The sequence below is a fragment of the Peteryoungia wuzhouensis genome (assembly GCF_003205195.1).
In the GTDB taxonomy this organism is placed as follows: Bacteria; Pseudomonadota; Alphaproteobacteria; order Rhizobiales; family Rhizobiaceae; genus Allorhizobium; species Allorhizobium wuzhouense.
The window spans coordinates 19,403-34,471 of the sequence record NZ_QJRY01000006.1 but is presented as its reverse complement, the minus strand read 5'-3'; the positions used below and the strand labels follow the sequence as shown (position 1 = coordinate 34,471).

14 protein-coding genes are annotated in these 15,069 nt (G+C 59.5%); all 14 read right to left on the bottom strand.

The genetic code is table 11. From position 1 onward, the window contains the following. Position 1: 1 nt before the first annotated feature. Entirely contained in the window at positions 2-1,069 is a 1,068-nt protein-coding gene (locus DMY87_RS15985) for an ABC transporter ATP-binding protein (protein ID WP_110792652.1), read from the bottom strand. Positions 1,070-1,091: 22 nt separating this feature from the next. Further along, a complete protein-coding gene (locus tag DMY87_RS15980) occupies positions 1,092-2,321 on the bottom strand; it encodes a polyamine ABC transporter substrate-binding protein (RefSeq protein WP_205908177.1) in 1,230 nt (409 codons plus the stop codon). A 189-nt stretch (positions 2,322-2,510) separates the two neighbouring features. Continuing rightward, entirely contained in the window at positions 2,511-2,933 is a 423-nt protein-coding gene (locus DMY87_RS15970) for a Ros/MucR family transcriptional regulator (protein ID WP_110792649.1), read from the bottom strand. 16 nt (positions 2,934-2,949) lie between these two features. Then, positions 2,950-3,861, bottom strand: a complete 912-nt coding sequence (gene rfbD, locus DMY87_RS15965) for a dTDP-4-dehydrorhamnose reductase (RefSeq protein WP_245408942.1) — start codon at positions 3,859-3,861, stop codon at positions 2,950-2,952. An 89-nt stretch (positions 3,862-3,950) separates the two neighbouring features. Further along, entirely contained in the window at positions 3,951-4,523 is a 573-nt protein-coding gene (gene rfbC / locus DMY87_RS15960; RefSeq protein ID WP_110792647.1) for a dTDP-4-dehydrorhamnose 3,5-epimerase, read from the bottom strand. Further along, the gene (locus DMY87_RS15955; RefSeq protein WP_110792646.1) at positions 4,513-5,850 is read right to left on the bottom strand and encodes an O-antigen ligase family protein; all 1,338 of its coding nucleotides are present in this window, start codon (positions 5,848-5,850) and stop codon (positions 4,513-4,515) included. Before DMY87_RS15955 ends, rfbC begins: the two co-directional genes overlap by 11 nt. Beyond that, positions 5,847-6,854 (bottom strand): tetratricopeptide repeat protein, encoded by a 1,008-nt coding sequence (locus DMY87_RS15950; protein WP_133253028.1) that lies wholly within the window; start codon positions 6,852-6,854, stop codon positions 5,847-5,849. The genes DMY87_RS15955 and DMY87_RS15950 overlap by 4 nt, the downstream gene beginning before the upstream one ends. Before the next feature lie 133 nt (positions 6,855-6,987). Continuing rightward, positions 6,988-9,366, bottom strand: coding sequence for a GumC family protein (locus DMY87_RS15945; RefSeq protein ID WP_245408941.1), 2,379 nt, complete (start codon positions 9,364-9,366; stop codon positions 6,988-6,990). A gap of 35 nt (positions 9,367-9,401) precedes the next feature. Then, positions 9,402-10,145, bottom strand: coding sequence for a polysaccharide biosynthesis/export family protein (locus DMY87_RS15940; protein ID WP_110792644.1), 744 nt, complete (start codon positions 10,143-10,145; stop codon positions 9,402-9,404). 1 nt (position 10,146) lies between these two features. Next, on the bottom strand, positions 10,147-10,956 hold the full coding sequence (locus DMY87_RS15935) for a tyrosine-protein phosphatase (protein WP_110792643.1): 810 nt from the start codon (positions 10,954-10,956) through the stop codon (positions 10,147-10,149). A gap of 63 nt (positions 10,957-11,019) precedes the next feature. Continuing rightward, positions 11,020-11,493 (bottom strand): FecR family protein, encoded by a 474-nt coding sequence (locus DMY87_RS15930; protein ID WP_110792642.1) that lies wholly within the window; start codon positions 11,491-11,493, stop codon positions 11,020-11,022. Further along, positions 11,490-12,617 (bottom strand): DUF1972 domain-containing protein, encoded by a 1,128-nt coding sequence (locus DMY87_RS15925; protein ID WP_110792641.1) that lies wholly within the window; start codon positions 12,615-12,617, stop codon positions 11,490-11,492. The genes DMY87_RS15930 and DMY87_RS15925 overlap by 4 nt, the downstream gene beginning before the upstream one ends. Next, complete coding sequence (locus tag DMY87_RS15920; protein WP_110792640.1) at positions 12,614-13,726, bottom strand: glycosyltransferase family 4 protein; 1,113 nt, start codon at positions 13,724-13,726, stop codon at positions 12,614-12,616. Before DMY87_RS15920 ends, DMY87_RS15925 begins: the two co-directional genes overlap by 4 nt. Further along, positions 13,723-15,069, bottom strand: coding sequence for a nucleoside/nucleotide kinase family protein (locus tag DMY87_RS15915; RefSeq protein WP_133253027.1), 1,347 nt, complete (start codon positions 15,067-15,069; stop codon positions 13,723-13,725). Before DMY87_RS15915 ends, DMY87_RS15920 begins: the two co-directional genes overlap by 4 nt.

The window sequence follows — 15,069 nt, the reverse complement described above, 5'->3', positions numbered from 1 at the left end:
CTCACTCCGCCAGAAGGTGGGCAGCCTCATCGGCCCATCGGGCGACCACGGCGTCCCCGACATGGAAATCGTCACCTCCGCCGTTCACCTTCACCACATCGAGCGTGGCATTGGTCGGCAGTCGAAGCCTGTAACGCCTCTGCGCGCCCGTGTATGTGACCTCTTCGACCACACCTCGAATGCCTGCCCCGTCGCGCCCGAGTTCGATCCGTTCGGGACGAACGGATAGCCAGAGCGAGCCATCGATCGAAATGCCGGCCGGAATCCTCGCCCTGAACGGCGTATCGAAACCAGAGAGCCTGACGTTAGCCCAGCCGTGATCTTGGCTTGCGCTGGCCACATCGAAGATGTTTGCCTCCCCGAGGAATTTGGCAACATAGCGCGAAATCGGCGCCTCATAGACCGTTTCGGGAGCACCGACTTGAAGCACGCGCCCTGACTGCATGATCGCGATACGGGACGATACGGTCATCGCCTCGTGCTGGTCGTGCGTCACGATGATGAAAGTCAGCCCCAGTTCCTTCTGCAGCCGAACCAGTTCGTCCTGCGTCTCCGACCGCAGGTTCTTGTCGAGCGCGCCTAAGGGCTCGTCGAGCAGGAGAACCTTCGGACGCTTCACCAGTGCACGCGCGAGCGCCACACGCTGTCGCTGGCCGCCCGAGAGTTGCGAAGGCTTCCGCTCCAGCAAGGCTTCGAGCTGCAGCTTCTTAGCCACCTCGGACAGTCGGGCACTGATCTCGTTCTTCGGCAGTCGCTCTTGCACAAGACCGAACACGATGTTTTTCGCCACGCTCAGATGCGGAAACAGGGCATAGGACTGAAACATCATGTTCGTGGGGCGCCGTTCGGGTGGAAGCTTCGTAACGTTGGCGCCATCCAGGAACACGTTGCCGGACGTTGGATTTTCAAAGCCCGCAATCATCCGCAGAAGCGTGGATTTGCCGCATCCGGATGGGCCCAGAAGAGAGAAGAACTCCCCTCTGCCAATCTCGAGCGATATGCCGCTGACGGCGATGAAGTTTCCATAGGTCTTACTCAACCCGTCGACCGTCAGAAATGGCTTCTGCATGTGACGTCCCACTTTCCTGTCTTTACTGCCCAGCCCGGAACGTCGTCCAGATCCGCGTGCGTTCACGGTTCTGGCGCGGCGGCACCGACCTGTCACTGAACAGCTTCGCCTGGACTTCGGCAGGGGGATAGATGTTCGGATCCTTGGTAATTGCTTCGTCGACCAGAGCGGTCGCTCCAGCATTGGCATTCGCCAGGAAGACGGAGTTGCTGATATCGGCGACGACCTTGGGATCCAAAATGTAGTCGATGAATTGGAGGGCCTGATCGACATTTGCGGCGTCCGCTGGAATGGCCATCGTGTCGAAGGAGACGATCGTGCCTTCCTTGGGAAGCGAGTAATGGATCTGCTGTCCGGTTTTCGCTTCATCCGCCCTCGCGGCAGCAATCCCCACATCACCGCTCCACATAACGGCAAGGCAGAGCTGGCCCGATGCCATATCGGCAATCAGCTTGCCACTCTGCATATGGCGAATGTTGGGGCGGAGCGCCATCAACAGATCCTCGGCCTTTTTTAGGTCTTCCGCATTGGCGGAATACGGATCGAGTCCGAGATAGTTGAGCGCAATTGGAATGATTTCATTCGGGGCATCGACGATACCGATACCGCAGTCGGCAAACTTCGCCGCGATCTTGGGATCAAAAACCATTGCAAGACTGTCGACCGGAGCATCCGGAAGACGCTCCTGGATCATGGCCTTGTTGTAAGCCACACCGGTGGTCAGCCACATGTACGGCACGAGATACGTGTTGCCACTGTCGTGCTCACCCAGCAGCTTGAGAAGCTCGGGGTCCAGATTGCCGTAGTTTTTCAACTTGCTTTTGTCGATCGGCTGCAAGGCACCTGACGCAACAAGTCGCTCTCCAACGGTGGCACTCGGGAAGACAACATCGAACCCACTGCCGCCTGCCAGGAGACGCGTTTCCAGGATTTCGAGTGAATCGAAGAAATCGACCCGCGCATCGATACCGGTCTTTTCGATGAATTTGGAAATCGTATCCGGAGCGAAGTAGTCGGAAAAGTTGTATATGAAGAGCTGGTCGGCATGCGCTGTGGCCGCTGGCATCACGAGGCAGCTGGCCAGCAGCAGTGCGCGGCCAAGATGGCTGGTCTTTTTCTGTTCCATTGTAACGCACCCCAAAGCTGCCATTTTGCAGCACTTATGTTTTTGTCCTGTCCAGAGGACTACAGGAGTTGAACTCGCCGATCCTTCGAGATTTTGCGAAGTGAACCCGAGCACATCGTCAACCATAGACCGAAGGTCAGGCGACCCGCACGGGTGGCCTCTCAATCCTGCCCTTGATTGCATCCATGAAGGCCCGAACGCCTGACCGGCTTTTCCAGTCCTCCAAGGTTGCAACCTGGAATTTTGCTTTGTAGGAAAAAAGCTTCGGTCGGATTAGACCCATACGGCCAGAACGAACGAATTGTGCGCCAGGCATTATTTCCGGGCTAGTCTGCCGAGCCCCATGTCCTTTGCCAGCTTCGAACGGGCCGCCGCATAGGCCGGGGCAACCATGGGATAGTCGGCTGGTAGATCCCATTTTTCCCGATATTGGTCGGGGGTCATGTTGAAGCTCGCCTTCAGGTGGCGTTTCAACGACTTAAACCTGCGGCCATCTTCCAGGCAGATCAGATAGTCCTGTTCGATGGACTTTCGCACCGGAACCGGCGGTTTCGGCTTTTCAACGACGGGTGCTGCAGGCGTGGTGTGAGACACGCTTTGCAAAGCGTTGAATACGCTGCCAATCAGCTTCGACAAATCCGTCGAAGGAACAACGTGATTGGAAACATAGGCGGAAATCACGCGAGAGGTGCATTCGACGAGCAGCAACTCGCTCTCTTTTTGTGCCGTATCGATCATGAATGGCTCCTTTCCTTTAAATCTTGCTGGGGTTTTGGTGATTGTTGTCGCGAAGAGGCAAGCAGCGTGAAACCACCGTCCGCATGGAGCTCTGCCAATCCGGCATGGTGACCCCGTGCACAGAGGCCAGCTTGGCGGTGTGCAATCGAGAGTTTGCAGGGCGCCTTGCCGCTGTTGGATAATCCGCACTGGTGATGCGGGCGAGTTCCGCCGATGGACCGCCCATCGGGCGCGACGTTTCAAAGATTCCCGCCGCGAAATCCGCCCAGCTGGCAGCACCTCGGCCTGCGAGGTGGAAGGTGCCGCGCAACGTGCTCGCCCGTTCCTGCAGAAGGTTTCGTGCAACCGTGACGATCGCATCGGCGATATCGAGCGCCGATGTCGGATTGCCCTGCTGGTCATCGACCACGCTGAGATGGTCTCGCGTCGCCGCGACAGTCAGCATGGTCTTGAGGAAATTCCGGCCGAACGGGCTGTAAACCCAGGCCGTGCGCAGGATCACATGATCATCCGTGGCGGCTGCGAGCGCATATTCCCCTTCGAGTTTCGACCTGCCGTAAACGCCCAGCGGGTTTGTGGGATCAGTCTCCTCGTAAGGGGAAGTCTTGGTGCCGTCGAAGACATAGTCGGTCGACAGGTGGATCACCGGAATACCCAGCCTCGACGCGACCCGTCCTATCTCTCCGGGGGCAATGCTGTTTACGGCATGGGCGCTCGCCTTGTCCGTCTCGGCCTGATCCACGGCCGTATAGGCGGCGGCCGAGACGATGATGTCGGGCCGCCGGGCCGTGATCGCACCATCGATCGATCGCGTGTCGGCAAGATCGAGGTCCGGTCTGCCCAATGCCAGAATTTCAAACTCCTCTTGATGCCAGCCAAGTTCGACCAGCGCGCTTACCACCTGTCCCTCGCGGCCGGTCACCAGCATGCGGAGCGGTTTACGGCCCGCCTCAATGTCTTTGCGGCCGAGGGATGAAAGTCGTGACCACGAAGATGCGTTATCCGCAGACGAGCCGCTCATCTTGTCGGCCCTTCGTATCGGAAGACCTCACCGAGTTCGGCAAGGGGCGGCTGCCTTGCGTCCTTCTCCGAAAGACGGGCGGAAAACCCATCAAGGGGCCACGCAATGCCAATCTGCGGGTCACTCCAGAGCAGCCCCCGGTCATGTTCGGGGCTGTAATAGTCGGTGACCTTGTAGGCCACGATCGTATTCTCGGTCAGGGTGCAGAAGCCGTGCGCAAAGCCGGGCGGGATCCAGAGTTGCTGGCCGTTATCGGCGGACAGTTCGACCGAAACATGCTGGCCGAAGGTCGGAGAACCGCTCCGCAGGTCCACCGCAACGTCGAAGATGGCGCCGGCCAGACAGCGCACGAGCTTTCCCTGTGCTCTGGGCGCGAGCTGAAAATGCAATCCCCGAACGGTGCCCCTCTCCGCCGACAGGGATTGATTGTCCTGGACGAAGTGAAAATCACCGACGTTCTGTGAGAAAATGTCCTGTCGGAACGTCTCCGAGAAATATCCGCGATCATCGCCAAAGCGACGTGGCGATATCGTGAAGACGCCATCGAGTTCCAGTCGTTTAACGTGCAATTTGGTCTCCTTCTGATGTCGGCGTGGCCGTTTGAACGGCCTCGATAAGTCTGGGCGGCGCAACTCCGATCGCTCGACCAGCTACAGCCGAGGAACCCGGCGCGCGGGCAAACAGGAGAGCGGCAAAAAAAGCGAAGAGCGAGGCGATCCCCATCGTTCGCAGCGGGTAATCGACCGTGGAATGGACGAGAATGATGAGGATCGCGATGAAAGCCGTGCGCGCAGAATCCCGATGGCGCACCCGGATGAAACGCATGACGATGGCAGCGAGACACCCAGCGAGAATTAGCGTTCCCGCAAGCCCTCCCTCCAGGATCAATTCGAGGAAATCGTTGTGCGCGTGGTTCACGAAGGCCGAATAGACCTGTTCGAGCTTTTCGTAGCGCGGATAAACGAGATCGAAAGTGGAGAATCCCGTTCCAAGGGGCCACTGATCACGAATGGCGTCCCATGTGGTAAGGGCATAGTCGCGACGATCGAGGATCTGGTCGCCTTCCACCTCCGTAAACTTGATCCATAGCCCATAAAGATAGGCGGTAGCCACCAGACCCAGACCGGGTGCGAGAATGGCTGCGGATCTCGACCCACGTGCGATCATCACGAAGGCGAGCAGCGAGACGAACAGTCCGATCAGCACGCCCGCCCGCGATCCTGCGGCGAGAAGAAACAGGAGGACCAGCGTGACAAGCAGCAGATTCCAGACCCGCATATACCCCTGAGGGCGCATGGTCAGGGCCGCGAGGATACCGACGGCGACGTAAACGGAGTAGTGATTTTCGTTCTGAAATGCGCCGAGCTCCGCCTGATAGCCCAGCAGATCGGACAACCAGGACATATCCGATTGCGAGAAGGTGACGAACGACAAGGCGAGATTGACCAGCACTCCCGCGACCACGAACCGTCCAAGAAGGCCCAATTCCGGCTCGTCGAACTTGCTGAGCGCCAGAAACAGAACGATCATGGTCAGACATGAAATCAAGCCGGATATCGTCCGGTAAGACGAGAGGCTGATCGTCGTGGTCGAGCAGGATCCGATCGCCGGCATATAGGTCTGCGGCCGCAGGCTCTGTAACCACTCACAGGGCAAGGGCATGATCTGGATGCAGCCGAGCAGCGCGATGGCTCCAAACAGGGCAAGCCCCGCAGTGGAGACGGAACGATCCCAAAGCGTCACAATGACATAGGTGGACGTGGCGATCATGAGGACCTGCAGGACATGGTCCATGAGAAGACCGCGCTCGGTCCCACCGCCCATGATCTGGCATGCCAACACGGCAAGACCAATGACGAGCCGTACGAAAGAAGAAGAAGAGGACGTCCGGATCATGGCGCGCTCACGATCCGGACGTCGTCAAAGCGGACCCTGCCGGAATATCGGTCGTTCCAGCTTCCCGTCATGGCACGCGTCCCGAGCCGCAAAACCTGCAGCCCGCAATGATCCGGGGGAACAACAAGCTCGGCCGAAATCGCCGTTATCGGATAGGTCCCCTGCTCGACCGGCAGTGTGCCCAAAACCGTCCCCGGCTTGAAGCAAGCAATGCTCCAGAAGAGGCCCTTGGGCAAAACCGCGCCCTGCGCTGATGCCTTCACCGACAGACGGTAGCGTCCGGACGCCAGGTTGAGAAACTGGCGGATACCTGGGTCTCTGACCGGCGCCTGCAGGAAATCGATCGAAAGGCCAGGAGTGGAGGCGCCGTCACCCGGTTTTGCCATGGACGTTGCCAACCCCGGTTGCCGTTTGACCATCCAGTCGAAGGGGGACCCGCTCGGAGCGTCCAGAAACGAACCGTTATAGACATTGCCTGCGAGTTTCTGCCGCTCATCGTCCAGGGTCACGAGAAAAGTCTGATAGGCTTCGTCATAGCGGCCTGCCGTCAAAAGGGCCCCCAGCACCTGGTTGATCTCGCCGGCGTTCTGCTCGCCCTGCCCTTGCGCCAAATCCCACAGGAGATCGGCCGCGAACAACGCGCCGTCCGGTGACTTGCTCAAACTGCTGATGAAGCTCACACGCCATGGCGGCGCCATCTTGAGGCGTTGCACGAGCAGGCGTCGCTGGTCGGCTCCCCTAAAAATCTCGGGCAGACGATCAGCGTAGACCGGGATCCTGTCGGGCCACCGACGGAAGAGAGCATCGACGCGATCGACCACGGTCGCCTGGTCATTCTGTGCCGCCGAATATTCGATCATCCATTGCAATGCCTGCAATTCCGTCGGCGCCAGGACAAGGGCATGCCGGAAAGACGTGAGTGCGTGCTCCACATCCCCCTTTTTCGCCTCTGCGACACCTCGCACGCTATACAAACGGGCATCGCCCGGCGCCTCTGCGGCCATGCGTCCCGCAGCCGCCATCAGCTGATCGATGTCAGCCGTATCTGCCGGACCGCCAAGTCGTTCTTCAGACAGCGTGATGAATGCATCCACGTTGAAGGGATTCAAGCGCAGTGCGAGCTTCGGGTCCGTGTCCTCAAGCAATTGACTTGATGCGATCAAGGATATTGTCGAAATGCTGGCGGATGCGAAAAACAACAAGACCCACCGACCAATTCCAGACATCTCGATCTTGCCCCTCTGTATTCGACGACACTTCCGGCAAGAGATTGCTGGACGAGGAATACGTGTAGTATTTGTAGTTCAGGTTTCCGTACCTGTAGTTGTGCTCGAACTTTCCGACGGTGAACATCGTCAGCGCGACGCCGACCACATTTGCACCCGCAGAGGTCAGGCGCCGGACTGCCATGGTCACGGACTTGCGGGACACCTTGCTGGTCGAAACGATGAAGAGCGTCGCGTCCGCAAGGCGGCTCAGGATCGGGACGTCGGCAATCCCGATGACAGGAGGCGCATCGATGATGATCATGTCGAACTGCTTGCGCAGACTGGAAACGATGAGGCTCATCCGAGGGGACGACAGAAGGTCCGCCGGGTTTTGCGGAACGGTGCCAGCCGAGATGAAGAAGACATTCGAGGATTTGCCGCGCCGGACGAGACGCGCAAGGTCGCCGCGCCGCACGGTGTTGGTCAGCAGGTTGCTCAGACCGATGACATTGTCCTCGTTGAAGCGGCGGTGAATGCTGGGCTTGCGCATGTCGGCATCGATGATCAGCACCCTGCCCCCCAGTGAGGCGAAGTCTTCCGCAAGCTTGATCACGGTGGTCGATTTGCCTTCACCAGGCTCCGAACTCGTCACCAGAAGTGTCGCGGGCGCGCCCTCGGCACCGGAGAACTGCAATGAGGTGCGCAGGGAGCGATAGGTTTCGGAGAGAGCGGACTGAGGGTTCGTCAACTGCTGCTCGAGGTCGATCTCGGGCACAAGTGGCAAGACGCCCAAGACCGGAAGACCAAGCTCCTTTTCGACCTGGTCGGAATTGCTGAAGGCATTGTTGATCAGTTCCGCCACATAGATGACAGAGGCAGCCAGCAACAGGGAAATGATGGCACCGATCGCAATGTTGATCGGAAGGCTGGGCGAGAACGGCATGGTCGGGCTGACCGCCAGATCCACCACGGCCGCGTTCTGCGTCTTGAGTTCCGATCCGACAGCGACGTCGTTGAGTTTGCCGATCAGGCTGTCGTATTGCGCACGGTTGGAATCGACCTCACGCTTCAGGATCGTGTACTGGATGTTCTTGTCCTGGTAGGTCGACTTCTCTGCCTCCAGCTCGGTTATCTTCTTCTGGAGATCTGCGACCTTGGCCACCGTCTCCTGGTGCTTCAGCCTGATGGAGTCCGTGATGGCAAGGATACCCATCTTGAGTTGCTTTTCCGTCTCGCGGATCTGCGACGCCAGCTGGCGCATCTCCGGGAAGTCTGGCTTGAAAAGCAGCCGCTTGCTCTCGTAGTCCCCCTTCAGATCGATGAGCGTGCCGCGCAGCTTGTCGAGTGCAGCGCTGCCCAAGACCTGTTCAAGACTGTCCCCCTGCCCTGCATCGATCTGCTTGACCAATCGGTCAAAGTCGAGGTTTTCCTGGACCGCCTTTGAGAGGGCGGCGTTGATATCGGACAGGTTCGTATCGAGAAGCGAACCCTCGTTCCCCGTCACGGTGATACCTGCGGTTTTCGCATAGGCGACCAGGGCCCGCTCAGACTCCTGGAGCCTTTCCTTCACCAGAGCCACCTGCTCCTGGATGAATTCCCGCGCCTGCACGGAGGTCTTGCTGCTCTGGTCGATCCGCAGATCGATGAAGCTCTGGGCAATCTGGTTGGCGATGTCGCGCGCATAGGCCGGGTTCTGGTCGCGGTAGTCGATGGTGAGCAAGCTCGTGTTGGGAACAAGCTCGACCTTCAGGTTCGACATCACACGGGATGTCGCGATGCGCATCAGCGCATCCGGCGGAAGCGAGCTGTCCGTTTTCTGAGGTTCCGAACCGAACGCCCGGTAGAAAATGTTGAGCGGCGAAATGCGGGCACGGGGAAAGAGGAAATCCTCCCGTTCCGTCAGGTTCAGGGCATAGACGACCCGCTCGGCGAGCGCACGGCTCTTCAGCTTTTCCCGGGCCGTCTGGAAAGCCCTGATGTCACTGCTTTCGCTCGTCAGTTCCAGATCCTCGAAAACCCGTGCCGAGGGCACCAGGACCTCCAACTTGGCAATCGCCTGGTATCGGGGCGTCTGCATCAGCGTGAGCAATCCGGCCAGCACTATCCCGGCCGCCAGGAGGCTCAGGATCAGCCAACGATACTGAAGCACCCGGAAGAAGAGACCGATCATGTCGAGGCTGGTCGCCCGTGGATAATAATCCACGCCGATATCCCGCCCCCGTTGGTAACCGGCATAAAACGCTTCCGAGGGAGGCGTCATCGGATGGTAGGGATCCGCCGCGGCAGCCGGCTGATTTCTATCGAACATCTTCAATCCATTCCTAAATTGCCAAGGCGAGGAGCTCAGGGAATTGCAGCAATTCCCGTTGCGACCCGGGCCGAGAGGCCGAGCGCTTCTTTGAGGCTGTTGATTGCAACCAAGCTCTGCGACCTGAAGACGACCACGACGTCGCCGCCATAGATGCGCGGGTTCTCCGCATGCCCGTCGCGAATTGTTCCGACATCGTAATTGGCGACCAGCTTGCGCTCGCCAAATGCGCGGTACACGTAGACCTTCCGCTGATCGGCAAGTTCTCTCAAACCACCCGCGAGAGCGATCGCGTCGAGAAGCGTCGTGCCGGGTGAAACGGGATACAACCCCGCCTTCGCCACCTCGCCATCGACCGTGACCCGTTGGCCCGACGACTCCTTCAGGAAGATCGACACCTCGGGGTACTGCAGGTACCGCGCGCCATACAGCTGCTCGAGTTCCAGTTCGAGCGCACGAATGCCCTTGCCCGCCGCATTCACCGGGCCGACCAAAGGCAGAGACAAGGCGCCGCGGGAATCGATCTGTACGGTTCGACTGAGCTGTTCCGCTTGAAAGACGTCGATGGTGAGCACGTCGCCCGGAAGAAGAGGCTGATCCATGCCGCCGGCCGTGTTGACCGGCGCGGGCAGTGCCCGAACGAGTTGCAGATCACCGGACGCTGTTTCAGCCTGCCCCGGTGATGTGGCCATGGGTGAACCTGAACTGCCGCACGATGCAAGCGCGAGCAAACCGGCCGACAGGAATGTTGCGAGAAGGAGGCGGGAAATCGTCAGCATCTTAGAGCCCTGCCCGCAAAAGCGTGAGGAGCCGACCGACGCCGCTCCCGGAGGTCATGGGTCGGCGTGGAAGGAGGTGCTGACGCGCAGCATCCGGAAGCATTCCGTCTGAAAGAATGATCTGGGGGATCTCGATGAACATGCGCTGTGCTGTCTCCTCCCCCCATCGGCTGGCAACCAGTTTCATGGCGGCTGACATGCGCGGGGCACGGGCGCGTGGGCTATGGGCATCGCTTGCCACGAAGACGAGGAGGCCGGCATCGACAAAGCTCGCAGCCTGCGCCTGCGCGGTCATGCCGAACCGCCCCAGAAGCGAGTCCGCCGTCAGTTGCAGCGGGCAACCAAGCTCCGCGATCTTGACGAGAAGCTCCGGGCGCCGCTCCGCCCAGCTGAGCCTTTCCGGGTGGGTGATGACGGGAATGAAGCCGGCGTCCTTCAGGCGTAGAACGAAATCCTGCAATCTCGGCGGAACCACGAGATGCGGAAGCTCAAGCAGGAAATAACGCGAGTCATTGAGTGTCGGGATATCGCCCCGGAGAAGTCTCTCGGGCAAATCCCAGGCGAGATGGGCTTCAGCTCCACAAAACAGCGTGAGCGGGATACGCAGTTCACGCAGCGCCTGTTGCAGGACCTCAAGCACCGGACGGATGGTCGCCCAATCATTCGGATAGACACCCTCTTGGACATGCGGCGTGCAGGCCATGTGGGTGATGCCGTCCGCCACAGCGATACGGGCCATCTCGATGGAGATGTCGAGCTCGCTTGCGCCATCATCGAGGCCGAAGAGGATATGCGAGTGGAGGTCAATCATGCTTTGACTCGTCCTTGCTGGAACTTGCCACCTGCGCTGAACACATGCCGGAGCGCGCGGCTATCAACGGCTGACCCGCTCGTCTTTCCGGGCGATCGAAATCATCACTTTGCCGCCGGCCAGAACACTGAGGACGCTGATGGGCACCGGTGACTGTGGAGCCGGTTGCGTCGGTCCGGCTGCGCGGGCAGCTTCAGCGCGGACACACCAAGACCCATGCTCGTCCTCGATACGGATCAGTTGCTTCTCCGATACCGAGAGCGTGCAGGTGTCGCCGATCTTGAGGATCGTCGCCGACGACGGTCCGGTGAGCAGGCGTCCCGGCAAAGAGACTTCCATGTCTGCCCGCGCCGGCCGCATGCCTTCGGCCTGGGAAACAAAGACCTTGCCCGTAACTTCCCGAAGAATCGCTGTCGATGCCAGCGGCGCGCGGCAACCACAAATGGAAGGTGGAACCGCCTCAGGCGGCGCGTCCAGTCCCAAGGAGGTGATCGCTATCAAGCAGAACGCTGCGGATGTCTTGAAATGACCATTCATTGTTGTTTTCCTTGATTGGCTGTCGAAAGGGTCTCGCTCGTCTGCCAATCGGCAGAAAGCATCTCGAAGTACTGATCCGCCACGATGCTCCAGCGATATTTTCTGTCGGCAATTTCCTTCATCCACGCCCCGGCATCGGCACGTATTTCGCACGCGATAAGGGCGCTGAGATCGAGAGAGGAACGGAAATAGTCTGCCCGGCCTTCGGTCGTGTGCCTGTTGTAGACACAGTCGAAAGCGACCACCGGCAGTCCGAAATGCATCATTTCGACCAGCGAGGGATTTGTGCCCCCGGCCGAATGGCCGTGTACGTAAAAGCTCGCATCGATCCGGATGCGATAGAGCTCATCCGGATCGTAGATCGGATCGAGGAGATGCAGATTGGCACAAGCAGCATATTTGCTCCGCAGCCGGCGTCCGTAATCGCTGCTGTCCCAGTTACCGACAAAGACGAGATCGCGCTGACTGGAGGCGAAGGCCTCCAGGATCATGTCGATGTTGTTTTCCGGCTCGATGCGGCAGAGCGCCAGAGCGTAGCCAAGCGAACAAGGGAGGGAACGCACGGCAGAGCATGCATCAGACGGCAGGTTGACGGCGTGATCGCCGCCATAAGCGATAACCTTCGGGCTGATGCCATAGGTATCACTCAGGTAGTCCGCGATACCCTGATTGTCTGCGACGACCTCATGCGAGAAGCGGACAGCCATCCATTCGGAGAAGCGCAGGAAGTGGCGGGCAAGGCCTTTCCACTTGTCCCTTCGCCACTCTATCCCATCGACATTGGTGACGATCCGCATGCGCGAAACGAGCCTGATCACAGGCAGGATCGAGGCTCCCGAAACGCCGAGAAGCAACACGACATCACAGCCGCGCCAGACGCACTGAAGAAGCGTGGTCGCATCGTAGAGCACGCTCTGAAGACCGTTCGCCTTCCAGCGCGAATAATAGAGGCTGGCACCAAGATAGTTCGATGGCTGCACATCATAGGCCGGGGCGCTGCAGTAGACGGCAAGATCCGTCCCCGAACCGCGTGCCTGATGTTGGCGTACAAGGTTTTCCGCAAGCGTTTCGAAGCCGCCGTAGCGACCGGGCACGCCCACCGTGCCGAGGATTGCCGCCTTCATGCGCGGATCTCCCTGTTCTGGAGGCGACTGAGGTGATCCTTCAGCAGAACCGCAAAATTGGCCTGGCTGTAGCGATCAGCTTTCCGACGGGCCGCTGACGACAGCTGCAGGCACAATGTCGGGTCACTGGCGAGGCGGCAGACACACTCCGTGAGATCAGCCAGTTGCCGTGAATCGATCAGAAACCCGTCCTCGCCATCACTGACGATCTCGGTCGGCCCGCCGACCGGCGGTGCAATCACCGGAATCCCAAAGGAGAAAGCCTCGGTGATGGTAAGCCCGAAGGTTTCAACACAGAGGTCCACCCGAGACAGGTTCACGACGAGATCGGCAAACGCATAGAAGCGCGCGGGATTATTCACCTTCGGATAGATCCGCAGGTTGGACGGAATCTGAATGTTCTTCAGGTACTGTGCGATCTCGTCGCCCTTTGCATTCAAGACGAGATCAAACGCGATATCGTCCCGCCAGAGCAGCGTGCCGGCGAGATTGATGAATTCGGGAACGCCCTTGAAGTCACGCGGCGACGCAAGCATCAGAACGCGAAACAGGCCGCTTCGGCGAGGCCAGAACGGCGTGTCACGCCCCTTGGACTGAAGCGAAGGCGACACCGGGTTCGGGATTACGACCGATCGGTGGGGATGCGTCGGCAGCCGGTTGCGATGATCTTCCGACACGTAGATCAGGAGATCCGCAAAGCGCGTGGCCGCAGCTTTCAAGAGCCACCGCAGCGGGGCTGGCGACAGCGACACTTCGTGCAGGTGCCAGACCAGACGTCGCTTCTTCGCCCATGCCCAGAACGCCGCACCGACAGGCAAGAGCGTGTTCACATAGATGATCGCATCCGGAGCAATGTCCCTGGATGTGCCGAGCATGCGAAAGAGGCGAAACTGGCTGCCGATCAGCGACGCCAGCGTCAAAAGACGGAAGCGGCTGCGACGATACCCATAGCGTCGCATCGTGACGTTGGCGTTGTCCAGCAGACCACTGCCGGCGGAGCCGACATAAAGCAGGCTCCCCTCGTTCGAAGGCGCCAACGCTTCGATGGCGCTGAGCAACACGCGCGGGCTGCCGGAATTGTCGTTGAGCAGGTGGCAAAAGACGATCATCGCACCGCCACCCGCAACTTCGATCTCGCGACCCTGTCGCGGTCAGCGAAAATATGGTCGACAATCGCGGCGGCGGCTTCTTCGGCAAGCCCGTTGTTCGGCACCTCCGTCATGGCGCCGCGTCGAACCAGATCACCATAGGCCAGGTTGAGTTGGTTGATATGGCCGAGCGTCAGCTCTTGCTTGCGCGCATGCGCAACCTCGGGCCTTACGCTGATGAAGAAGCTGTAGGTCGGCAGTGGGATGACACGGGCGAACGCGCGGAGCAGCCACTTGGGCAGCCGGATACGGCTGCGACCGGGATCGGCAATCACATCGTGATAATAGCGATCGAACAGGACGATCCGACGGTCAATAAGCGCTGGCCGGACGCGGCGGAAATAGCCATGGACATAATCAGCGACATAGTAAGAAAGCCTGACCAGAGACCCGAGGAAACCGGAGGCAGGGCTGCGATGCGGCCGCGCGTAGTCGGCATCCACCGCCTGCACCGCACCGGTTGCCTTGGCCAGTTCAGCAATACGCGGCAGAACGGACGGCCTGAAATGCCCCCTGTGGGCCAGCGCATCTCCACCAAAGACCAGAGCCAGTTCGGCGAGAACAAGTTCGATCACCGTCGTTTTGCCCGCACCATCGGGACCGCTGATCGAAAGCCAGAAACCATGTGGTCTTGCGCGGTTCAGCAAACGATGCAGCGTAAACCGTGGTAACAGAAGATGCGCACCCGCGCGTTGCGCCTTCCAGGCTCTGAACACCATCCGACGCCGCTGACGAGGCGGCAGCACGGCAATGGAAGAGGCATGCCCTGACCGGATAGTATCCAACTGCCGGCGTGCCTCGCCATAACCGACGAGGGGGGTGAGCCTATCCAGGAGAGCAGACCAATTGCGGCTGACGATAGCCGCAAACGCCGTATCGTATTTGGGATGCAGCGGCTTGCCGACCGCAAGGTGGAACAGCCATTTGTCTAGCAGCATCACCCGCTCGGAGACGACAGGGATGCCGTTGTGCCAACGCAAGTTCTGCAGCATCTCTTCAGCGGAAAGAAGCTCGACGCCATAGACTTGGCTGCAGGTAAAGAAGTCGATCTGCAGGCCGACGATCCCGCTTGGTATCCGTTTCACCAGCGCAAGCTGCGTCAACCGCTCATCGGCATAGGAATTGGCAAAGAGATAGCCGAAGTCTCGCCCAAGACGCGCGACGACACGAACCGCCTGATCAAGGTCCTTCGGACTGACGACGATATCGAGGTCCCGCGCACCGACCTCCTCCGGAAGCTGCTCGTGGTTTCGCATGACCGCATAGTCGATGCCGGCGACGGTGAGATCGAAAAACAGCCGCAT